We start from the raw sequence: 21,754 nt of genomic DNA, 5'->3' as shown, positions 1-21,754 counted from the left end.
AAACGCAGGCGGCAGACAGCAGAAGAGTGAAGAAGCAAGGAGAGGACAGCGCAATGTCCCGGACGCCCGCGGGTGAGGACTGCATCGAAGCCTCCCGCACCGCTGCAAACCAAGGCCGGCAAGACGGCTGCAATGAGAGAGAGACTGGACTTCAGATGACTACTGCAAAAAATTCGGCAGATCGCTTGATCAAGAAATACCCCAACCGCCGTCTTTACGATACCCAGACCAGTTCCTACATCACGCTGACCGACGTCAAGCAACTGGTGCTGGACAATGAGGAATTCACCGTGGTCGACGCCAAGAGCGGCGATGACCTGACCCGCAGCATCCTGCTGCAGATCATTCTGGAAGAAGAGTCGCACGGTGTGCCGATGTTCTCCAGTGGCGCGCTGTCGCAGATCATCCGCTACTACGGCCATGCCATGCAGGGCATGATGGGCAACTACCTGGAAAAGAACATCCAGACCTTCATCGACATCCAGAACAAGCTGGCCGAAAATTCCAAGGGCTTCTACGAAGGCAAGCCTTTCAGTCCCGAGATGTGGACCCAGTTCATGAACGTGCAAGGTCCGATGATGCAGGGCATGATGAGCAACTACATCGAACAGAGCAAGAACCTGTTCATCCAGATGCAGGAGCAGATGCAGAGCCAGACCAAGAACATGTTCGGCACCTTCCCCTTTGGCGCGCCCGGCACGCCGCCGGATCAGAAGAAGTAAGCGGCCTCCCGGCCCTTTCAGCAAACGGCCCCGCGCGGGCCGTTTTGCTTTTGTGGCGCCGCCGCCCGTCTGGACCAGCCAAAATCGGGCGCAAGCGGGCGGACGATGTACAATAGCGCCCTGATTTTTAAAGCATTTTTCGCTGTTTCCCGTATTTTCGGCCGTTTGCGGCCCGTCTCACTGAGCCTTCTGCCATGTCCAACCCGTCTTCTCCCGCCACCCCGGCCCTGCCCAAGGTCGGCTTCGTCTCCCTCGGCTGCCCAAAGGCACTGGTCGATTCCGAACAGATCCTGACCCAGCTGCGTGCCGAAGGCTACGATACCGCCAAGTCCTATGACGGTGCCGACCTGGTGATCGTCAATACCTGCGGCTTCATCGATGCCGCCGTGCAGGAGTCGCTGGACGCCATCGGCGAAGCCCTGAACGAAAACGGCAAGGTCATCGTCACTGGCTGCCTGGGTGCCAAGAAGGATGCCGACGGCGACGACATCATCCAGAAGATCCACCCCAAGGTCCTCGAAGTGACCGGCCCGCATGCCGTGGGCGAGGTCATGCAGGCGGTGCACAAGCACCTGCCCAAGCCGCATGCGCCCTTCATCGACCTGGTGCCGCCGCAGGGCGTCAAGCTGACCCCAAAGCATTTTGCCTATCTGAAGATTTCGGAAGGCTGCAACCATCGCTGCAGCTTCTGCATCATCCCCTCCATGCGCGGCGACCTGGTCTCGCGTCCCATCGCCGATGTCATGCTGGAAGCCGAGAACCTCTTCAAGGCCGGTGTGAAGGAATTGCTGGTGATCTCCCAGGACACCAGCGCCTATGGTGTGGATGTGAAGTTCCGTACCGGTTTCTGGAACGGCAAGCCGATCAAGACCCACATGACCCAGCTGGTCGGTGCCCTGGGCGAACTGGCCCAGCAGTACGGCGCCTGGGTGCGCCTGCACTATGTGTATCCGTACCCGCACGTGGACCAGATCATCCCGCTGATGGCCGAAGGCAAGATCCTGCCCTACCTGGACGTGCCGCTGCAGCATGCCCACCCGGATGTGCTCAAGCGCATGAAGCGCCCCGCCAATGGCGAGAAGAACATCGAGCGCATCCAGGCCTGGCGCGCGCTGTGCCCGGACATCACGATCCGCTCCACCTTCATCGCCGGCTTCCCCGGCGAGACCGAGGCCGAGTTCGAGTACCTGCTGGACTTCCTGAAGGAAGCCGAGATCGACCGCCTGGGCTGCTTCGCCTATTCCCCGGTGGAAGGCGCGACCGCCAACGAGATCGCCAACCCGGTGCCGGAAGAAGTGCGCGAAGAACGCCGTGGCCGCGTCATGCAGCTGCAGGAAGAGATTTCCAAGAAGCGCCTGCAAGCCAAGGTCGGCAAGACCCTGCGCGTGCTCATCGATGAAGTGGACCGCAATGGCGGTACCGGCCGCACCTATTCGGATGCGCCCGAGATCGATGGCGTGGTCTATGTGAAACCGCCTTTCGAGCCGCACCGCAAGCTGGAAGTGGGCCAGTTCGTCGATGTGCGCATCACCGCCGCCGACGCCCACGACCTGTGGGGCGCGGCCGAGTGATGCGTGCGCTCTTGATGGCGCTGGTGCTGTGCAGTGCCAGCGGACTCATGCCAGCGTGGGCCGCTGCGTCCGGCCCCGCCGCCAATGCGCCTGAAGGCTCGCTGCAGCAGACCCTGATGACGCACGCCTTGGTGCTGCGTGGCCAGATCGACGGGCGCGACATCCAGCTCTCGCTGCAGCCCAAGAAAAATGAAGATGGCCTGGAAGGGCGCTATTTCTTCTTCGGCGGTTCGCCCGAGATCCTGGTAGCGGGCGAGGTCGATGGCGATGACCTCCTGATGGAAGAATCGGTCAACGGCAAGGATGTCTCCGGTCAATGGGAAGGGCACCGCCAGGGCCAGTCCATCACCGGGACCTGGTCCAGCGCCGATGGCAGCATCAGCAAGCCCTTTGCCTTGCAGTTGCCCTGACGCTTGCCCGGCAGCGTAGGCCAGACTGCGGCGCTGTACGGGCGATATGAAGCTGTGTTCACGCTGTTCTGCCATGCCCGCCATTTCTCGGTTTTTCCGGCCGCTTCTGTTGCTTTCGATGTGAACAAGCTGCGCGTATAGTGAGACCTTTGCGCCCCGTTCCTGGGGCGCGATCGTTTCCAGAGGCAGACCCGTGTCCGATTCCAACGCTACGTCCCCCGCATCTTCTCTCCCGCTTGATCCCCAGACCGCCCTCGTCCACAGCAGCTACCGCGCTCCGGACGGTTTTGAGGCCTTCCCGGTCGGCATCCATCACGCCTCCACCGTGCTGTTCCCCAACGTGGCCGCCATGCGTTCACGCGACTGGCGCGAAAAGCTGGGCTATACCTACGGCCTGCACGGCACCCCGACCAGCTTCGTGCTGGAAGCGCGGCTGGCCGAGATCGAGGGCGGCTCCTATTGCCGTGTCACCCCCAGCGGCCTGGCGGCCATCGCGATGGTCAACTTCGCCTTCCTGAAGACGGGCGACGACGTGCTGCTGCCGGATAACGTCTACGGCCCCAGCAAGGACCTGGGGCAGTGGCTGGAGCGTGATTTCGGGATCACCGCGCGCTTCTACGACCCCATGATCGGCGCCGGCCTGGCCGAGCTGATCCAGCCCAATACACGCCTGGTGTGGACCGAAGCACCCGGTTCGGTCTCGATGGAAGTGCCTGACATCCCGGCCCTGTGCCGTGCCGCGCATGAAAAGGGCGTGCTGGTGGCCATCGACAATACCTGGGCGGCCGGCATCGCCTTCAAGGCCTTCGAGCACGGCGTGGACATCGTCATGCAAGCGGTCACCAAGTACCAGTCCGGCGGCTCGGATGTCCTCATGGGCGCGGTCATCGTGCGCGACCAGGCGCTCAACGAGAAACTGGAACTGGCCCACATGCGCCTGGGCTTCGGCGTGGGCATGGACGACGTCTACATGGTCCTGCGCAGCCTGTCCTCGATGCGCCTGCGTTTCGAGGCGCACGATGCGGCCGCGCGCAAGGTCGCGGCCTGGTTCAAGCAGCGCCCGGAAATCGTGGCGGTGCTGCACCCCGCCTTCGAGGATTGCCCCGGACACGCCCACTGGAAGCGCGATTTCACCGGGGCAGGGGGGCTGTTCTCGGTGATCTTCGATCCGCGCTACAGAGAGGAGCAGACCGACCGCTTCGTCGACAGCCTCCAGCTCTTCAAGATCGGCTACAGCTGGGGCGGTGCCCACAGCCTCTGCGTGCCCTACCGCATGCGTGGCATGCGCCACCAGTGGCAGCGAGAAGGTGTGCTGGTGCGTTTCAACATCGGGCTGGAAGCCCCCGCCGACCTCATTGCCGATATCGAGCAGGCCTTGAGCAAGCTCTGACTGGCCAGCCCTGCTCGGCTGCCGGTGTCGGCAGCGGGGCAGGGCGCGTCTGATGGCCGCCACGGTTCAGTTTGCACAAAAGAAATTGAATAAAGGTAAATGCTGCATCTGTTTATCGTTTTGCCGCACTTGGCAGCGTCATAAAATGGTAGCAATTCTCGATACGGTGGCTTCCCCACGGTCTTTGACGTTGCGCAAAAATCATCAAAGCGGGTAAATATATGCAAGTTTTCTGGGTGTTCTTGCTGAAGCCATCTACAGTGAACTGCCCAAAAAACTGGATGAGCTAGTCGTCCCCAAGCAACAAGACGGCGTTTGGCATCGAATATTTACAACTTATTTTGTTGCTCGGAAGACAATTTTCTTTTGTCATTTCAACCAGGAAACCTTTTGATCAGGAAATTCCTGATTGGCGCGCAAAGTCACGAGCCTCCTCGCTCTTTGGCTGCCTGAATGGAAATCTTCACCAATATCCCGCAGTCGTGTAAGACGGATACCTACAAGATGCTCGGGCTTCTCTCCGTCTAAAAATACCGACCAAGTCTAATTTCCCGCCTGTCCTGCCCCCCTCAGAATTGGCTTGCAGTCAAGTAAATGTAAGCGATTGTAAGCAGCTCGATGCAGCGTTCAGCCGCGTGAGCCGTAGGAAGTACTTACCGAGGTGGGGTGCAAATGAATACCAACGACATGATGGCGGAGATCCGCGATGCCAACCTGAGCTATCTCATGCTGGCGCAGCAAATGATCCGTTCGGACAAACCGACCGCAATCTTCCGTTTGGGTATCAGCGCCGAGATTGCCGATCTGATCGAAGGCTTGTCCAACGTGCAGATCATGAAGCTGGCGGCGACCAACATGATGTTGACCCGTTTCCGTTTCGACGACGGCGCCATCCTCGGCATGCTGACCAACTACAACAAGGACAAGAGCCTGGCGCAGTCACACGCAGCCATCCTGATGGCCTGCCAGCCCGGCGAGCAAATTTCGTAAAACAACAAGACAAAAAGCATGGCCGGCGCGGCCAGGGACAGTCAACGCGCCGGAGGGGAAGACGTTCTACAGAGTTATTCAGTTTCAGTCTTGCATTCATGCCTGAAAGTTCGCCCGCCCGGGGCCGGCGAATTGGGGTCAGGCAGTTTTATTACGAAATCACCGGGGGGTTGCACCATGGCTAAAAAGAGCGTTGTGACAGAGGCGCAGGAAATTCAGTTGGCCATTGAACTGATCAATCTGGGGGCACGCCTCCAGTTGCTGGAATCGGAAACCTCGCTGTCGCGCGAGCGACTGCTGAAGCTGTACAAGGAATTGAAGGGTGTCTCGCCACCCAAGGGCATGCTGCCGTTCTCGACGGACTGGTTCATCACCTGGCAGCCCAATATCCATTCTTCGCTGTTCATCAACATTCACCGCTACCTGATCGAGCATGCCCGCATCAGTGGCATTGAGGCCGTCATGAAGGCCTACAAGCTCTACCTGGAGCAGGTCGGCTACAACGATGCCGGCGAGCCGGTGCTGTCGCTGACCCGTGCCTGGACGCTGGTGCGCTTCTTCGAAAGCAAGATGCTCATGACCACGCCTTGCTGCAAGTGCCACGGCCACTTCGTGGTGCATCGCCTGGACCTGCATCAGGACTACCTGTGCGGCCTGTGCCACATGCCCTCGCGCGCCGGCAAGACCAAGAAGGCCAAGGATGCGGTCATCATGGGTCTGGTCGAAGGCGCCATGCCGGTTGCTGCTTCCGCGCCGCTGGGCACCGAGCCGGTGCTGGCCGCCGTGGCCTGAGCCGGAACAGGGATGTACCGATGCCTTGCTGCTGGCGAGCAGCAGGGCGGTAATGGGCCAGGGTGTTCAACCAAAAAAGAATAAGGCCGATTGCCTCGATGTCCGAACCTGAGAATCACCCCGGTGCCGGGCGCAGGCCCCTGTGGCAGGCGCCGGCCATCCAGGCCTTGCTGCTGTTCGTGCTGGGCCTGATCGGTGCCAACGTGCTGGACGTGCTGTTCCAGCGCGCCGGTCTCGCTCCTCTTTCCCCCCTCCAGACTTCCCTGCTGCATGGCGTGATCGCTGCGCTGCTGGCACGACTGCGCCGCATGGCCGCGTGGTGGTGGCTGATCCTGCTGGTGTTCCCGCTGGCGGCGTTGGGCGTGGGTCAGTTGCACCTGCCGTCGTGGGTGTTCCTGGCGGTGTTCCTCTTCATGCTGGTGCTGTTCTGGTCGACCTTTCGCAGCCAGGTGCCGTTCTACCCTTCCGGGCAGACTGCTTGGGATGCGGTGGCGGGTCTCTTGCCCGAGGGGCGGCCGATCCGTTTCATGGATATCGGCAGTGGCCTGGGCGGTGCCGTGCTGGACCTGTCGCGCCGCCGGCCCGAGAGTGAATTCACCGGCATCGAGATTGCGCCCTTGCCGTGGCTGGTGAGCCGGCTGCGGGCGGCACTGGCGGGCAATCGCTGCCGCTTCGTGCGCGGCGACTACCTGCTGCTGGATTTTGGTGACTATGACGTGGTGTTTGCCTATCTGTCACCGGCGGCGATGGAGGCGCTGTGGCACAAGGCGCGCGCCGAGATGAAGCCGGGGACACTGCTTCTGAGCTACGAATTTCATATCCCCGGTACCACCCCGGATGTGGTGGTCGAACCGGAGCACGGGGGCAGGGTGCTGCACGGATGGCGCATGTGAGGCGACACAGGTAAAGAGACCCTTTACAGGGGCTGCGAGACGCGACGTATCAAGTTTGCGCCAATTCAGCCGTAAATCGAAAAGGAAGGGCGTTTTTCGGATATGTATTCCCCCATTTGCTTGACTGGAATACCTGTAATCTGACGAACGTGAAAATACACTCAACGCCACAGGGACGGGAGTAGGCACTTGCTAGTCATCATTGGATATATCGTGGTCATGGGGTCCGTCTTCGGCGGCTTTGCCCTGTCGGGCGGCCACCTGGGGGCACTGTTCCAGCCACTCGAACTGCTCATGATCGGCGGCGCCGCGCTGGGCGCTTTCCTGGTCGGTAACAACAACAAGGCCATCAAGGCCACCATGAAGGCTTTGCCGACGGTCTTCAAGGGCAGCACCTACACCAAGGCGCTGTACATGGAACTGATGGCGCTGCTGTTCGAGATCCTCACCAAATCCCGTAAAGAGGGTTTGATGTCGATCGAAGGCGACATCGAAGAGCCGGAAAGCAGCCCCATCTTCAGCAAGTACCCTGGCGTGCTGGCGGACCATCACCTGATCGAATTCATGACCGATTACCTGCGCCTGATGGTGTCGGGCAACATGGATGCGTTCCAGATCGAAAACCTGATGGACAACGAAATCGAGACCCACCATCACGAGGGCGAGATTCCGGTGCACTGCATCGCCAAGCTGGGCGACGGCATGCCGGCCTTCGGTATCGTGGCGGCGGTGATGGGCGTGGTGCACACCATGGAGTCGGTGGGTATCCCTCCCTCCGAGCTGGGCATGCTGATCGCACACGCGCTGGTTGGTACCTTCCTCGGTATTCTGCTGGCCTACGGTTTCGTGGGCCCGCTCTCCAGCTTGCTGGAACAGAAGCTGCACGAATCGACCAAGATCTACCAGTGCGTGAAGGTGACGTTGCTGGCGAGCCTGAATGGCTACGCGCCGGCACTGTCGATCGAATTCGGCCGCAAGGTCCTGTTCTCGACCGAACGTCCGACCTTCCTCGAACTGGAAGAACACGTCAAGCAGGCCAAGGGCAAGTAAGCGGTCAGCAGGCCGGCCAGGGGAGGCCGGCAGGCAGGTCGATTCACACAGACATCAGTATTGAAGCAGGAGCACAGGCATGGCCGACGAAGGTCTACGTCCCATTATCGTCAAGCGGATCAAGAAAGGCGGCGGGGGTCACCATGGTGGCGCCTGGAAGATTGCGTACGCCGACTTCGTGACCGCGATGATGGCCTTCTTCCTGCTGATGTGGCTGCTGGGATCGACCGCCAAGGGCGACCTGAACGGTATTGCCGAATACTTCAAGACGCCGCTGAAGGTGGCCATGGCCGGTGGTTCCGGCAGTGGTGATGCCAACACGGTGCTGCCCGGCGGCGGCAAGGATCTGACCCGCCAGGACGGCCAGCTGCGCAAGGGCGAGAACGATGTGGTCTCGCGCAAGCAGAACTTGAAGCAGGCACAGCAGGAGCTGGAGCGCGCGGAGCGCACCCGGCTGGAAGAACTGAAGTCGCGCCTGGAAAAGGCCATCGATTCCAATCCGACCTTGAAGCAGTTCAAGAACCAGCTGTTGATCGACATTACCTCGGAAGGCCTGCGCATCCAGATCGTGGACGAAAAGAACCGTCCCATGTTTGCCCTGGCCAGTGCACAGCTGCAGCCCTATACCAAGGAAATCCTGCACGAGATCGGCCGCACATTGAACGACGTGCCCAACAAGATCAGCCTGTCCGGCCACACCGATGCCACGCCTTATTCGCGCGGCGAGAAGGGCTACAGCAACTGGGAACTGTCGGCTGACCGCGCCAATGCTTCGCGCCGCGAACTCATTACCGGCGGCATGGATGAATCGAAGGTGCTGCGGGTGGTGGGCCTGTCCTCGGCGGTGCTGCTGGACAAGGAAGATCCGTTCAACCCGATCAACCGCCGCATCAGCATCATCGTCATGAACAAGAAGGCGGAAGAACTGGTGGAAAAGGATAGCGGCTCGTTGAACGTGCCCACCGATGCCAGCGATGAAGACGTGCAGCAAGGGCTGAGTGCACCGGCCAAGAACTGATAACAGGTGCCACGCCTGCGCGGGTGCGCGCGGTGTGCCAATGAAGCAGAAGTGTTCCAATTGAACAGGGGAAGAGAGCCGGATATGCCGACCAAGACCATGCTGCAGGAGCTCAAGCGCTTGTTGCTCGATACTGCCAGCGGCGGCAGCCGCCAATTGACGGAAGTGGAGTCGGACCTGGTCCAGACCAACATCCTGCTGGGCGAAGCCATCGGCAAGCTGGGCAACAGTTTCATGGAGCTGCATCGCGCGGTACAGATACAGCAATCCATCCTGGAAGGCCTGATGAACGGCAGCGGCCAGTTCGACAGTGCGAGCATTGATCAGCTCAAGGCCACCCAGGGCGAAGTCAGCCACTACGTCAACGCGGCCGTGACCGGCTTGCAGTTCCAGGACATGACCAGCCAGCTGCTGGAACGCATCGTGCGCCGCGTGATCGGCCTGCGTGAAGCGCTGGGGGTCCTGAGTGCGAACAGCTTCGAGATCGTCCCCGAGCAGGGCCAGACCGACGAAGAGGTCAAGGAATTGCTGGCCAGCACGGTGCAGGCGATTGAAGAGCGCCTCAACATGCTCGATACCGGGCTCTGGAAAGCAGTGCGCCAGACCCGCATGGAAAGTGGCGACATCGAGCTGTTCTGATCGGTGGCTGGCTGAGTGGTACAAGATTGAACTAGGTCATTCCGGCCTTGGCTGGGCGGTAGGTCGGTGGCCAAGGGTGCGGCATAATGCATACGCGCATGAGCCTTATTGAAGAAACAGGGAGTAACGATGTCCAAAACGATTCTCGCAGTAGATGATTCCGGGTCACTGCGTCAGATGGTGGTATTCAGTCTGAAAGCTGCGGGTTACAACGTGACCGAGGCGGTCGACGGGGTGGACGCGCTGGAAAAGGCCAAGACGCATACCTTCGACCTGGTCCTGACCGACCAGAACATGCCGCGCATGGACGGCCTGACGCTGATCCGCTCCCTGCGCGAGCTGACCAGTTACGCACGTGTGCCCATCCTGATGCTGACCACCGAGTTCAGCGACGAGATGAAGGCCAAGGGCAAGGCCGCCGGTGCCAATGGCTGGCTGGTCAAGCCCTTCGATCCGCAGCGCCTGACCGAGGTGGTGCGCAAGGTGATCGGCTGATCGTTTGCCGGGACAAGAAGAAGATACGTACTGCATCCAGCATGGAGCCCAGGCATGAGCATTGATATGAGCCAGTTTTTCCAGGTCTTTTTCGACGAGGCCGAGGAAGGCCTCGCGGAAATGGAAAAGCTGTTGTTGGCCGTCAATGTGGCGTCTCCCGATCCGGAGGACCTCAACGCGGTGTTTCGTGCCGCCCATTCGATCAAGGGTGGTTCGTCCACCTTCGGCCTGACCGATATTGCCGAAGTCACACACGTTCTGGAGTCGCTGCTGGATCGCATCCGCCAGGGCCAGATGAAGCTGACCTCGGAACACGTGGATGCCTTCCTGGCCGCCAAGGATGTGCTCAAGTCCATGCTGGACGGGCACAAGCATGGTGCCGAGGTGGATCAGGACGCGGTCGGCAATGTCCGCATGCTGCTGGAGGAATTGTCCCAGGGCCGGCGTGCCTCGGCTGCGCCGAAGACGGACGCGGCGGCGCCCGCCGGCGCCGTGGTCGGACCCGGCGGCGTTCGCCGCTACCGGCTGGACATGCCGGAAATCAGCGACAAGGATGCCGAGGCCCTGGCCGACGAGCTGGCCATGTTGGGCAAGCTGGAGAAGTCCAAGTCGCCCGAGGGGAAGTGGATCTTCATCCTTGATACGGCCGAACCGATCGATGACGTGGTCGCCATCTGCGCCTTCATCGTCAACGTGGCCGATCTGAAGGTGTCACAGGCCGTCGATCCTGCCCAGGGCAGTGACGAAGAGCGCGGTTATGGTTTCTTCGACAATTTCGTGACCCAGGAAGAGCGCGAACGCGCCCAGGGTTATGGTTTCTTCGACAACCACACCGCCATCGAAGACAAGGAACGCGAGCAGGGTTACGGCTTCTTCGCTCCCTTCGTGCCGCTGGACATCAGCGCCAAGAAAAGCGAGGGCGACGCCCATGCGAATGGCACCGCCGGCACTGGCGGTCACGGCAATGGCAACGGTAACGGCAACGGCAACGGCAACGGCCATCACGACGACGGCCATCTGCAGGGTGACCACGGCGGTGAAAAGAAAGCGGCCAAGGGCGGCGGCGGACAGGAATCGTCGTCGATCCGGGTCAGCATCGAAAAGGTCGATCAGCTCATCAACCTGGTCGGCGAACTGGTGATCACCCAAGCCATGATCGAGCAGCGCGTTGGCAAGCTCGATCCCATGCATCACGAACATCTGCTCAACAGCGTCAGCCAGTTGAGCCGCAATACCCGCGATCTGCAGGAATCGGTGATGTCGATCCGCATGATGCCGATGGATTACGTCTTCTCGCGCTTCCCGCGCATGGTGCGCGATCTGGCGCACAAGCTGGGCAAGCAGGTCGAGTTCGTCACCCACGGCGCAGCCACCGAGCTGGACAAGGGCCTGATCGAGCGTATCGTCGATCCGCTCACCCACCTGGTGCGCAACAGCATCGACCACGGCATCGAACTGCCCGACGCGCGCCGTGCAGCGGGCAAGGGTGAGGCAGGTGTGCTGGCCTTGTCGGCCGAGCATCAGGGCGGCAACATCATCATCGAAGTCACGGACGACGGTGGCGGCCTGAACCGCGACAAGATCCTGGCCAAGGCCAAGCAGCAGGGCATGCCGGTCACCGACAGCCTGACCGATGCCGAAGTGTGGCAACTGATCTTCGAACCCGGCTTCTCTACCGCCGAGCAGGTGACCGATGTCTCCGGGCGTGGCGTGGGCATGGACGTGGTCAAGCGCAACATCCTGGCCATGGGCGGTGCGGTGGATATCCGCTCCAGCAAGGGCTTCGGCACCACCATTTCGATCTCGCTGCCGCTGACGCTGGCGATCCTGGACGGCATGTCGATTCGCATCGGTGAAGAAGTTTACATATTGCCGCTAGGATATGTGGTTGAATCTTTGCAGCCTTTGCCGCAAGATATCAAAGAGATTTCCGGTCAGGGCCAGGTGCTGCGTGTGCGCGGTGAATATCTGCCACTGATCCCGCTTTATCAGATTTTCAACATCGAGCCTTCATTTACCGATCCCTCGCAGGGATTGGTGGTCATTTTGGAGTCAGATGGTAAAAAGGCGGCACTTTTCGTGGATGACCTGATCGGACAACAGCAAATCGTTGTGAAGAACCTGGAATCCAACTACCGAAAGGTCGCCGGCATTTCCGGAGCTACCATTCTGGGCGACGGCGGCGTTGCCCTGATTGTCGATGTGGCAGCCTTGCTGCGATCCAGCCGCCAATTGAATGACGAATCTGTATTTTCCTGATTTTTAAAGGGCCTCAACATGTCTGACACTGCAACCAAGAATCTTTCCGGCTTCGGCGAAAAGACCGACAGCAACGGAAACGAATTTCTCGCCTTCACCCTGGGCAAGGAAGAATACGGCATCGATATTCTGAAGGTTCAGGAAATCCGCGGCTACGAAGCCGTGACCCGCATCGCCAATTCGCCCGACTTCATCAAGGGCGTCGTGAACCTGCGCGGCATCATCGTCCCCATCGTGGACATGCGCATCAAGTTCCAGCTGGGCGAGCCGACCTATGACCAGTTCACCGTCGTCATCATCCTGAACATCGGCGGCCGCGTCGTGGGCATGGTGGTCGACAGCGTGTCCGACGTCATCACCCTGACCCAGGAACAGATCAAGCCGGCACCGGAGATGGGCACCACCTTCGACTCCGACTACCTGATCGGCCTGGGTACCCTGGAACAGCGCATGCTGATCCTGGTGGACATCGACAAGCTGATGTCCAGCGCCGAAATGGGCCTGATCGAAAAGCTGGCTGCCTGAGTCTTTAAGGCTCTGCAGCTTGGCAGTACGGGATCCGGAGGAGACGCAGTCCGGATCTGGCGCCCGTCGTCATTCGGTACCGCAGGAAAAGCGGGCATCATAGCCCGATACAGAAGAGAAAAAGGCATCCACCGTGTGGTGGATGCCTTTTTTATGGGCGCTTTTCAGTGCCTGTGAAGCTTTGTGCGCGCCGGCCATTCCCGGGACCGCGCGTCCTGCCTCCCGGCAGGACGTTTCTTCATCTCTCAGTGGAAATGCTCGACCGGAGGAGGCGTATCTTCCGGCATTTCCGCGTGCACCAGTTCACCTTCGCGGTCAGGGAAGAGCGGTGCGCCACAGTCGTCGCAAAACTCCATGGTGAAGCGTTCTGCATGATGCTTGATGTGCACGATGCCGCATTCGCGCAGCACCGTCAGGATCTGCTGCAGCGGGCTGGCGGGAATGCCTTCCAGCAGGCCGGCACCGGCCGGGATCATCATGGGCAGGTCTTCGCCACTTTCCTGTTCATACAGCGGCCAGACCGTGCCATAGACCACGGTCGGATCGCCGCCGATGGAAAAGCCGATGCGGTATTCATCGATCTGGCCGTTGATGTCCTCGGAGAAGCCGCCGATGCTGGCATGCAGTTCGGAGGAGGAGATGTCCAGGGTCTGCGTCAGGAAGTAATCGGCGGCGCGGATGGAGGCCGGGCGAATGCGCTTGTCGGCCTCGCGGCAGCCGAAGAAATAGGCTTGCGGCAGCAGCAGTTCGACGCTGCAGCCGGGCAGCAGGCGCGTGAAGAGCGGGGTGGCCTGCTGGGTCCAGGCTTCGAAGGCGGCCTCTTTCCGGGCCGAGAAGTGGCTCTGCTGTTCGCTTTCCTGCCAGTGGAACAGGGCTTCGCCGGCCGGCACCACCACGGCGGCGATGACGTAGCGGGTATCGGCCAGGAAGGCGGCAGTGGGCGGCTGTTCACCGCGCAGCTGCACCGGGCCGGTCTTGAGGGCGGTCTGGCCCATCTGGCGGGTCAGGGCGAAGACGTCGGCGTGTACGCGCGGCAGCTGCTCGATCGAGAACAGGCTCGGTGCCAGTGCCAGGCGGGCCTCCTTGGCCAGTACGTGGGCATGCAGGTGCGCGCCGATGGCGGTCAGCAGCTCGCTGCCGATGGGGCCGGAGGCGATGGCAAAGCGGGTCCAGGCCAGCACCGGCAGTACCAGCAGCTGCACGTCATAGTCCTGGCCTTCGTGTTCCAGCGAGGTGGCTTCGCTGCCGGCCTCGACGGCTTCGATCAGGATGTCGTAGGCATCCAGGTCGGCCTTGAAGAGATGATCCAGGGCGGCATCGATGAGGCCCTGCTGGCCGGCCCGCAGAAGCTTGTTGAGCAGGGCGTCCAGGGGTTTCAGCCAGGCGCGCTCTTCGAGCCGGCTGGAGGCCTGCGCGATGGCTTGCGCAAAAGTCACCAGATGCTGGCTGTCGGCAGAAAGCTTGGAGGAGGAACGTTTGGCGGGACGACGCATGTAGGCTATCTGTATCTGTGGAAACGAAACCGCCTATTGTAGATGATTTGTCAGTCCTGTCAGCCGCCGCGGCCATCGCACAGCGCCAAGGGGCAATAAAAAACGCCGGACGGATCCGGCGTTTCTGTACTGCAGGGGGACTACGGACGCTGCTTAGGCTGCCAGCAGCTGACGCAGCACGAACGGCAGGATGCCGCCATGCTTGTAGTAGTCCACTTCGATCGGGGTGTCGATGCGCAGCAGCAGCTTGACTTCCTGAGTCTCGCCGTTCTTGCGATGGATCACCAGAGTGGCTTCCTGTTGCGGCTTGATCTCGCCTTCCAGGCCCTTCAGGTCGAAGCTTTCTTCACCGGTGATGCCCAGCGACTGCACGCTGTCGTTGCCCAGGAACTGCAGCGGCAGCACGCCCATGCCGACCAGGTTGGAACGGTGGATACGCTCGAAGGAACGTGCGATCACGGCCTTCACGCCCAGCAGCTGGGTGCCCTTGGCAGCCCAGTCACGGGAGGAGCCGGTACCGTACTCTTCGCCACCGAAGACCATGGTCGGGGTACCTTCAGCCACGTACTTCATGGCGGCGTCGTAGATCGACATTTCTTCACCGGAAGGCTGGTGAATGGTGATGCCGCCTTCAACGCGCGAGCCGTCTTCCTTGGCCGGAATCATGAGGTTCTTGATACGCACGTTGGCGAAGGTGCCGCGCATCATGATCTCGTGGTTGCCGCGGCGCGAGCCGTAGGAGTTGAAGTCCGCCTTCAGCACGCCATTGGCTTGCAGCCACTTGCCGGCCGGGCTGGATTCCTTGATGGAACCGGCCGGGGAGATGTGGTCGGTGGTGATCGAGTCGCCGAACACGCCCAGGGCGCGGGCACCGCTGATGCCGGTGGCAGCAGCCGTCGGCTCTTCGCTGAAGTTCTCGAAGAACGGCGGCTCGGCGATGTAGGTCGAGGTCGGCCAGTTGTAGACTTCGCCCTTGGCGACGCCCTTGATGGCTTCCCACAGCTTGCCCGGTGCGCCCTTCACATCGGCGTAGTTTTCCTTGAAGGTCTTGGCGTTCATGGCGAACTTCAGCAGCTTTTCGATCTCTTGCGAGGTCGGCCAGATGTCGCCCAGGTAGACGTTCTTGCCGCCCTTGCCCTTGCCGACCGGTTCGGTCATCAGGTCACGGGTGACATTGCCGGCGATGGCGTAAGCCACGACCAGCGGAGGCGAGGCCAGGAAGTTGGCGCGGATGTTCGGGTGGATACGGGCTTCGAAGTTGCGGTTGCCCGACAGCACGGCGGCCGCCACCACGTCGTTCTTGACGATGGCTTCGTTCATGGCCGGGGTCAGGTCGCCGGCGTTGCCGATGCAAGTCGTGCAACCGTAGGCGGTCACGCCAAAGCCCAGCTTTTCCAGGTAAGGCAGCAGGCCAGCCGCTTCCAGGTACTTGGTGACCACGCGCGAGCCAGGAGCCAGCGAGGTCTTGATGTGCGGAGCCACCTTCAGGCCGGCTTCCACGGCCTTCTTGGCCAGCAGGCCGGCTGCCAGCAGCACGCTCGGGTTGGAGGTGTTGGTGCAGGAGGTGATGGCGGCGATCAGCACGTCACCGTTGTGCACATCCACGCCGTCGGCGTTCTTGTAGGACGCGGTCAGGTCTTCGGCCTTCTTGTTGAAGCCGTTTTCAGCGGTCGGCTTGGTGAAGAGGTCGGAGAAGGTGGACTTGACGTTGCCGATCTCGATGCGGTCTTGCGGACGCTTCGGACCTGCCAGCGATGGGGCAACGGTGCCCAGGTCCAGCGAGACTTCCTGGGTGTAGTCGATCTGGCCGGCCTTGGGCACGCCGTACAGGCCTTGCGCCTTGAAGTAGGCTTCGAAGGCGTCGATCTCGGCCTTGGTGCGGCCGGTGCCCTTGAAGTAGTCAATGGTGGCGTCGTCAACCGGGAAGAAGCCCATGGTGGCGCCGTATTCCGGGGCCATGTTGGCGATGGTGGCGCGGTCGGTCAGCGACAGCGATTCGGTACCTTCACCGAAGAATTCGACGAACTTGCCCACGACCTTGGTCTGGCGCAGCAGTTCGGTGATGGTCAGCACCAGGTCAGTGGCGGTGACGCCTTCGCGCAGCGCGCCGGTCAGGTTCACGCCGACCACGTCCGGGGTCAGGAAGTAGACCGGCTGGCCCAGCATGCCGGCTTCGGCTTCGATGCCGCCCACGCCCCAGCCGACCACGCCGATGCCGTTGATCATGGTGGTGTGGGAGTCGGTGCCGACCAGGGTGTCAGGGTAGTAGACGCCGGTCTTGTTGTGCACGCCGCGCGCCAGGTATTCCAGGTTGACCTGGTGCACGATGCCGAAGCCCGGGGGCACCACGCCGAAGGTGTCGAAGGCTTGCATGCCCCACTTCATGAACTGGTAGCGCTCGTTGTTGCGCGAGAATTCCAGCTTCATGTTCAGGTCCAGTGCCTTCTTCTCGCGGAAGTGGTCGATCTGTACCGAGTGGTCCACCACCAGGTCCACCGGGACCAGCGGTTCGATGTTCTTGGGGTTCTTGCCCAGCTTGCTGGCGACGTTGCGCATGGCGGCCAGGTCGGCCAGCAGGGGCACGCCGGTGAAGTCCTGCAGCACCACGCGGGCTACCACGAAGGGGATCTCATCCACGCGGGCGGCCTTGGCACCCCAGTTGGCCAGTTGCTTGACGTGCTCTTCGGTGACCTTCTGGCCATCGCAGTTGCGCAGCACCGATTCCAGCACGATGCGGATCGACACCGGCAGACGCGAGATATTCACGCCCAGCGACTTTTGCAGGGCGGGCAGGGAGTAGAACTTGCCCTTCTTGGAACCGGAAATCGGGAATTCCTTCAGGGTGTTCAATGTGTTGCGAGACATGGCCTCTTCTCCTTAATTTGGCAATTTAGTGATGCTAGCTAGTCGAATCCGGTTTGCGCTGCAATGGTGAACTGCGGGGTGCTGCCTGATTCTGTGATTCTGTGTTGCTTGATACGCTATGAGCTGGCGGTTGCCTGCCGGCTCAGTTCTTCTGGGGTGCCGCGGCGACGGTGGCGGCCGGTGCTGCTTCGGCGGCCTTGATCTGCTCGGCGTTCTTGCATTCATTGGCCAGTTGCTGGCCCTTCTTGGAGTCCAGCAGCAGGCCCTTGGCCGGGATACCGATCCAGACCAGGCCCATCTTGCGGTTTTCGAAGCGGTTGGCACCGGTGGTGGTTTCGACGCGGGTCAGGCGGTGGATGCGCTTGTCCCAGCGGATGGCGATGTGCTTGTCGTCGGCTTCGTTCTTCCAGATGGTCAGCTTGTGACCCATTTCGCACTGGAAGTCGGCCGACAGGGTGCCGCCCAGTTCGGGTTCGCTGTCGTCATCTTCGGCGTCGGAAGAGAACGGCATCTTGGCGGCGGGGGCTGCTGCAGCTGCAGCAGCGGCCTTCTTGGCCGGCGCCTTCTTGACGACCTTTTTCTTGGCGGCCGGTTTGGTATCGGTTTCAGCGTGCGCCGCAGTGATGCCGGCGGTGGCGAAGAGGGCGCCCAGCAGGGCGATGAGAGTCAGGTGCTTTTTCATGGACGTCGGTCGAAACAAGTTTACTGCGTGGTTGAGGGGGAGTCGCCGCGGGCGAACCAGGGTGCAGTCTCCGGCGGCAGCGCGATGCCGGTGGCGTGCGCGCGTTGCAGGATACTCCAGTAATAGCGATAACTGGCGCGGTCGTGCAGGTTGCCCTGATGCTGGATCGGGCCCCACTGCACCGCCTGCGCCTTGAGCAAGATCTGTGCCGCCAGGTCGGCTTCTTCCGTGGCCGGGGACATGGCCTGCACGATCGGGCGAATCTGGTCCGGATGGATGCTCCACATCCGGGTATAGCCAAACTCCTGTGCCGCGCGGCGCGCATCGTCAGCCACGGCGGCGGGATTCTTGATGTCGGTGGTCACGTTGTGCGACGGCACCTTGCCATGCGCATGGCAGGCGGCAGCAATCTCCAGCTTGGCGCGGCGCACCAGCGGATGGTCGAACTGTCCGGGCGAGCGCATCGCGCTGCCAGGAATGGCCCCGTAATGGGCCGAGACGAAATCCATCACCCCGAACGACAGCGACTGCACCTGGGGCAGGGCGGCGATCTTGCCGGCATCAGCCAGGGCACCATGGGTCTCGATCAAGACCTGCACCGGCAACTGCGCACGGCCGGCCGCATTGGCTGCACGGTTGATGCTCTCCAGGGCACGCAGCACGTCCTCGATGCCTTCAGGCTTGGGCAACATCACGTAAGCCAGCTCGCGCGCAGCGGCGCCGCAGATGATGGCCACGTCCTGCTCGAAATGCGCATGGCCCACGTCATGCAGGCGCGCGCCGATGCGGCGGTGGACATTGCCGGGGCCGGTGATGAGCGAGGCGACCAGTTCGGCATGCGCGGCTTCATTGCCGGCGGCAGCGCCATCTTCACAGTCGAAGGTGATGTCGAACAAGGGACCGAGCTCCTGCTGCAGGGCCATCGACTTGCGCATCAGCTTTTCAGAGCCGGCGTAGTGATCGCACACCGGAAGCGAAACCGGTTGCTGGGCACCTGGGAACAAGACCTGGGAAGGATGCATTGCTGCGATTGAGAGCGGGGTAAGGTTGTCGGAACGGGTGATGTCACGTACTGCAATACGGCGATGCTGCAAAACGATCGGCGCGGCAGCCGGCAAGGGCCGCCGCGCCGTGGTCAATTAGCCGACCAGATGCTTGACGCCTTCGCGTTCTTCCAGCAGTTCCTTGAGCGTGATGTTGATGCGCTCTTGCGAGAACTCATCGATCTCCAGGCCCTGGACGATCTTGTACTCGCCGTTTTCGGTGGTCACCGGGAAGCCGAACATGGTGCCTTCGGGGATGCCGTAGGAACCGTCGGAGGGGATACCCATGGTGGTCCACTTGCCGTTGGTGCCCAGCACCCAGTCACGCACGTGGTCGATGGCGGCATTGGCGGCCGAAGCGGCCGAGGACAGGCCACGGGCTTCGATGATGGCGGCACCGCGCTTGCCGACGGTGGGCAGGAACACGTTCTTGTTCCATTCCTGGTCGTTGATGGTGTCCTTGACGGAAGCGCCATCGGCGGTCGCGAAGCGGTAGTCGGCGTACATGGTCGGCGAGTGGTTGCCCCACACGCACAGCTTTTCGATGGCCGAGACCGGCTTGCCGATCTTGGCAGCCACTTGCGACAGAGCGCGGTTGTGGTCCAGGCGCAGCATGGCGGTGAAGTTCTTGGCCGGCAGGTTCGGGGCCGACTTCATGGCGATGTAGGCGTTGGTGTTGGCCGGGTTGCCGACCACCAGCACCTTGACGTTACGGGATGCGACGGCGTCCAGTGCCTTGCCTTGCACGGTGAAGATCTGGGCGTTGGCTTCCAGCAGGTCCTTGCGCTCCATGCCGGGGCCACGGGGACGGGCACCCACCAGCAGGGCAATGTCGGCATCCTTGAAGGCGGTCAGCGGATCGCTGTGGGCGGTCACGCCAGCCAGCAGGGGGAAGGCGCAGTCGTCGATTTCCATGATGACGCCCTTGAGCGCCTTCTGAGCCTTCTCATCAGGGATTTCCAGCAGTTGCAGGATGACCGGCTGGTCTTTGCCCAGCAGGTCGCCGTTGGCGATGCGGAACAGCAGGGAGTAACCGATCTGACCGGCGGCGCCGGTGACGGCAACACGCATGGGGGCTTTAGCCATGTTGAATCTCCAAAAGAGGTGATGAAAAAAAGCATTCAGACTGCAGCGAAGCGCAGCTTGCGGTCGCGTCGCGCAAGGCGCGGCAGGGCCGTGTAGCGGTGGCTTCTGGTTTGCGCATGAAAATGCGCGACTTCCTCGAATTCTTGTTAGGCCGCCATGATACCGTCGAAAACGCAGCGAGTCAGTTGGTTTCGGACCGGGCTCTGCCGACAAATCAAAAACCTGTCAAACTTGTGTTCTGCCTGCAGAAAACCACCGCATCGGAATGATCTTGATGAGAGCGATTCTCGTTATCGTCTACTGGCCGGTACATCGCTTCCTGCCTGCCTTGCGGCTCTTCAGGTTGCTCGCGAGTGTAGGCTTGCGAAAGACTGCTGTCAATCAATATCTTATGTCTTATATAAGACATATTATTGCCTAGTTTTTGCTGGACGCCGGAAGGAGTTTTGTGGTGAAATTCGAGGTTATGAGCTCGATCCTGCCCAATTCAAACAACGTCGACGCGCACGCCGCGGGGGCGGGTGTTGCCAGTCCGGCGCCCACCTTCAGTCCGTTGTACCAGCAGATCAAGGCGCTCATCATGCAGCGCCTCGAAGCCGGTGAGTGGAAGCCCGGTGAGCTCATTCCCAGTGAAGTCGAACTGGGCAGCCGTTTCAAGGTCAGCCAGGGCACGGTGCGCAAGGCCATCGACGAACTGGCGGCCGAAAACCTGGTGGTGCGCCGCCAGGGCAAGGGGACCTTCGTCGCCACCCATCACGAGACCCAGGCGCAGTTCCGCTTCCTGCGGCTGATGGCCGACAGCGACGAGCCACAGCGTCCCGAAAACAAGATCATCGAAGTCAAGCGCGTTCGCGCCTCGGCCGAAGTGGCCCGTCAGCTCGACATGAAGTCGGGTGACTCCGTCATTTTCATTCGCCGTGTCAAGTCCTTCAACGGCACTCCCATCATCCTCGAAGACATCTGGCTGCCTGGTGCCATCTTCAAGGGGTTGACGGCCGAGCGCCTCATGGAATACCGCGGGCCCTTGTATGGCCTGTTCGAGTCCGAGTTCGGCACGCGCATGATCCGTGCCGAAGAACGCATCCGTGCCGTCGGGGCGGATCCGGATGCCGCAGAGTTTCTGGGCGTAACGCCCCAAACGCCGTTGCTGAGTGTGGAGCGGGCTTCATTTACCTATGGCGACAAGCCGGTGGAAATGCGGCGCGGTCTGTACCTGACGACGAATCATCATTACCAAAGCGAGTTGAGCTGAGCAAACCGAAACCGGTCATGATCGGGTGCTGGCGGGTCCTGCCTGCCCAGCGCAGAAGGGCTGGTGTCAAGCCTTTTCGGCATGCTGCGAAGCGCAATAAAAGTTGATGGTGATTTCGAAAATCGGCGAAAATTGCATGATTGTTTTAAACTGAGGAGAACCTTGTATGTCTGAAGCCGCTAAACCACAACGGCCGCAATTTCGTAACATACACCTAACCCAAATTGCCGGCTATCGCATGCCTCTGGCAGCCATCGTCTCGATCATGCACCGCATCAGCGGTCTGTTCCTGTTCCTGATGCTGCCTTTCATCCTGTTCCTGCTGGACAGCAGCCTGCTCTCGGAAGGTACTTTCGCCTATCTCAAGGGCTTCGTCTCGGGCTGGTTCGTCAAGCTCGTCATCCTGGCACTTTCCTGGGCCTACCTGCATCACTTCTGCGCCGGCATCCGCCACCTGATCATGGACAACCACGTTGGCCTGGACAAGGACAGCGCACGCAAGTCCTCGGCAACTGTCCTGGTGGTCAGCATCGCGCTGATGATCCTGGTCGCATTGAAACTGTTCGGAGTATTCTGAAA

Annotated in this window: 20 protein-coding genes; 15 read left to right on the top strand and 5 right to left on the bottom strand. The window is 61.1% G+C overall.

All coding sequences use genetic code 11. The features are described 5' to 3' along the window. The first annotated feature begins 155 nt into the window (after positions 1-155). The 13 genes from phaR (at position 156) to MKD49_RS00650 (ending at position 12,754) form a co-directional block, all read left to right on the top strand. Positions 156-722 carry a polyhydroxyalkanoate synthesis repressor PhaR gene (gene phaR, locus MKD49_RS00710; protein WP_008329998.1) on the top strand — a complete coding sequence of 189 codons (567 nt, stop codon included), beginning with the start codon at positions 156-158 and terminating at the stop codon, positions 720-722. A gap of 194 nt (positions 723-916) precedes the next feature. Beyond that, positions 917-2,293 (top strand): 30S ribosomal protein S12 methylthiotransferase RimO, encoded by a 1,377-nt coding sequence (gene rimO / locus MKD49_RS00705; protein WP_034334006.1) that lies wholly within the window; start codon positions 917-919, stop codon positions 2,291-2,293. Continuing rightward, the gene (locus MKD49_RS00700; RefSeq protein ID WP_039785299.1) at positions 2,293-2,703 is read left to right on the top strand and encodes a hypothetical protein; all 411 of its coding nucleotides are present in this window, start codon (positions 2,293-2,295) and stop codon (positions 2,701-2,703) included. Before rimO ends, MKD49_RS00700 begins: the two co-directional genes overlap by 1 nt. 193 nt (positions 2,704-2,896) lie before the next feature. Then, entirely contained in the window at positions 2,897-4,093 is a 1,197-nt protein-coding gene (locus tag MKD49_RS00695; protein ID WP_252695160.1) for a cystathionine beta-lyase, read from the top strand. A gap of 672 nt (positions 4,094-4,765) precedes the next feature. Next, the gene (gene flhD / locus MKD49_RS00690) at positions 4,766-5,083 is read left to right on the top strand and encodes a flagellar transcriptional regulator FlhD (RefSeq protein WP_034334003.1); all 318 of its coding nucleotides are present in this window, start codon (positions 4,766-4,768) and stop codon (positions 5,081-5,083) included. 177 nt (positions 5,084-5,260) lie between these two features. Next, complete coding sequence (flhC, locus tag MKD49_RS00685) at positions 5,261-5,875, top strand: flagellar transcriptional regulator FlhC (RefSeq protein WP_034334002.1); 615 nt, start codon at positions 5,261-5,263, stop codon at positions 5,873-5,875. A gap of 98 nt (positions 5,876-5,973) precedes the next feature. Continuing rightward, complete coding sequence (locus tag MKD49_RS00680; protein ID WP_209566890.1) at positions 5,974-6,768, top strand: class I SAM-dependent methyltransferase; 795 nt, start codon at positions 5,974-5,976, stop codon at positions 6,766-6,768. A gap of 189 nt (positions 6,769-6,957) precedes the next feature. Further along, positions 6,958-7,818 carry a flagellar motor stator protein MotA gene (gene motA, locus MKD49_RS00675; RefSeq protein WP_088753345.1) on the top strand — a complete coding sequence of 287 codons (861 nt, stop codon included), beginning with the start codon at positions 6,958-6,960 and terminating at the stop codon, positions 7,816-7,818. Between the two features lie 79 nt (positions 7,819-7,897). After that, entirely contained in the window at positions 7,898-8,836 is a 939-nt protein-coding gene (gene motB, locus MKD49_RS00670) for a flagellar motor protein MotB (protein WP_039785307.1), read from the top strand. An 84-nt stretch (positions 8,837-8,920) separates the two neighbouring features. Next, entirely contained in the window at positions 8,921-9,475 is a 555-nt protein-coding gene (locus MKD49_RS00665; RefSeq protein ID WP_039785309.1) for a hypothetical protein, read from the top strand. A gap of 129 nt (positions 9,476-9,604) precedes the next feature. Continuing rightward, positions 9,605-9,970 carry a response regulator gene (locus MKD49_RS00660; protein WP_006463269.1) on the top strand — a complete coding sequence of 122 codons (366 nt, stop codon included), beginning with the start codon at positions 9,605-9,607 and terminating at the stop codon, positions 9,968-9,970. A 54-nt stretch (positions 9,971-10,024) separates the two neighbouring features. Beyond that, entirely contained in the window at positions 10,025-12,229 is a 2,205-nt protein-coding gene (gene cheA / locus MKD49_RS00655; RefSeq protein WP_252695159.1) for a chemotaxis protein CheA, read from the top strand. Between the two features lie 18 nt (positions 12,230-12,247). Further along, on the top strand, positions 12,248-12,754 hold the full coding sequence (locus MKD49_RS00650) for a chemotaxis protein CheW (protein WP_006463271.1): 507 nt from the start codon (positions 12,248-12,250) through the stop codon (positions 12,752-12,754). A 245-nt stretch (positions 12,755-12,999) separates the two neighbouring features. Here MKD49_RS00650 and MKD49_RS00645 read toward each other — a convergent pair whose 3' ends face one another. From MKD49_RS00645 to MKD49_RS00625, 5 genes are all read right to left on the bottom strand, one after another. After that, on the bottom strand, positions 13,000-14,247 hold the full coding sequence (locus MKD49_RS00645) for a DUF2863 family protein (protein ID WP_121041923.1): 1,248 nt from the start codon (positions 14,245-14,247) through the stop codon (positions 13,000-13,002). 153 nt (positions 14,248-14,400) lie between these two features. Next, positions 14,401-17,112, bottom strand: a complete 2,712-nt coding sequence (gene acnA, locus MKD49_RS00640; RefSeq protein WP_039785314.1) for an aconitate hydratase AcnA — start codon at positions 17,110-17,112, stop codon at positions 14,401-14,403. 142 nt (positions 17,113-17,254) lie between these two features. Then, positions 17,255-17,794 (bottom strand): hypothetical protein, encoded by a 540-nt coding sequence (locus MKD49_RS00635; RefSeq protein ID WP_034333994.1) that lies wholly within the window; start codon positions 17,792-17,794, stop codon positions 17,255-17,257. A 20-nt stretch (positions 17,795-17,814) separates the two neighbouring features. Continuing rightward, positions 17,815-18,816 carry a CoA ester lyase gene (locus MKD49_RS00630; RefSeq protein ID WP_209535435.1) on the bottom strand — a complete coding sequence of 334 codons (1,002 nt, stop codon included), beginning with the start codon at positions 18,814-18,816 and terminating at the stop codon, positions 17,815-17,817. A 117-nt stretch (positions 18,817-18,933) separates the two neighbouring features. Next, positions 18,934-19,923 (bottom strand): malate dehydrogenase, encoded by a 990-nt coding sequence (locus MKD49_RS00625; RefSeq protein ID WP_121041917.1) that lies wholly within the window; start codon positions 19,921-19,923, stop codon positions 18,934-18,936. A 466-nt stretch (positions 19,924-20,389) separates the two neighbouring features. Between MKD49_RS00625 and MKD49_RS00620 the strand changes: the two genes are divergently transcribed. Then, entirely contained in the window at positions 20,390-21,175 is a 786-nt protein-coding gene (locus tag MKD49_RS00620; RefSeq protein WP_034333992.1) for a GntR family transcriptional regulator, read from the top strand. Between the two features lie 166 nt (positions 21,176-21,341). Further along, complete coding sequence (gene sdhC / locus MKD49_RS00615) at positions 21,342-21,752, top strand: succinate dehydrogenase, cytochrome b556 subunit (protein ID WP_039785325.1); 411 nt, start codon at positions 21,342-21,344, stop codon at positions 21,750-21,752. Positions 21,753-21,754 lie beyond the last annotated feature (2 nt).

This window comes from Herbaspirillum sp. WGmk3, assembly GCF_023952535.1.
Lineage (GTDB): Bacteria > Pseudomonadota > Gammaproteobacteria > Burkholderiales > Burkholderiaceae_D > Herbaspirillum > Herbaspirillum huttiense.
The sequence above is the reverse complement of the archived record's forward strand: the minus strand, read 5'-3'. Positions and strand labels throughout refer to the sequence as shown.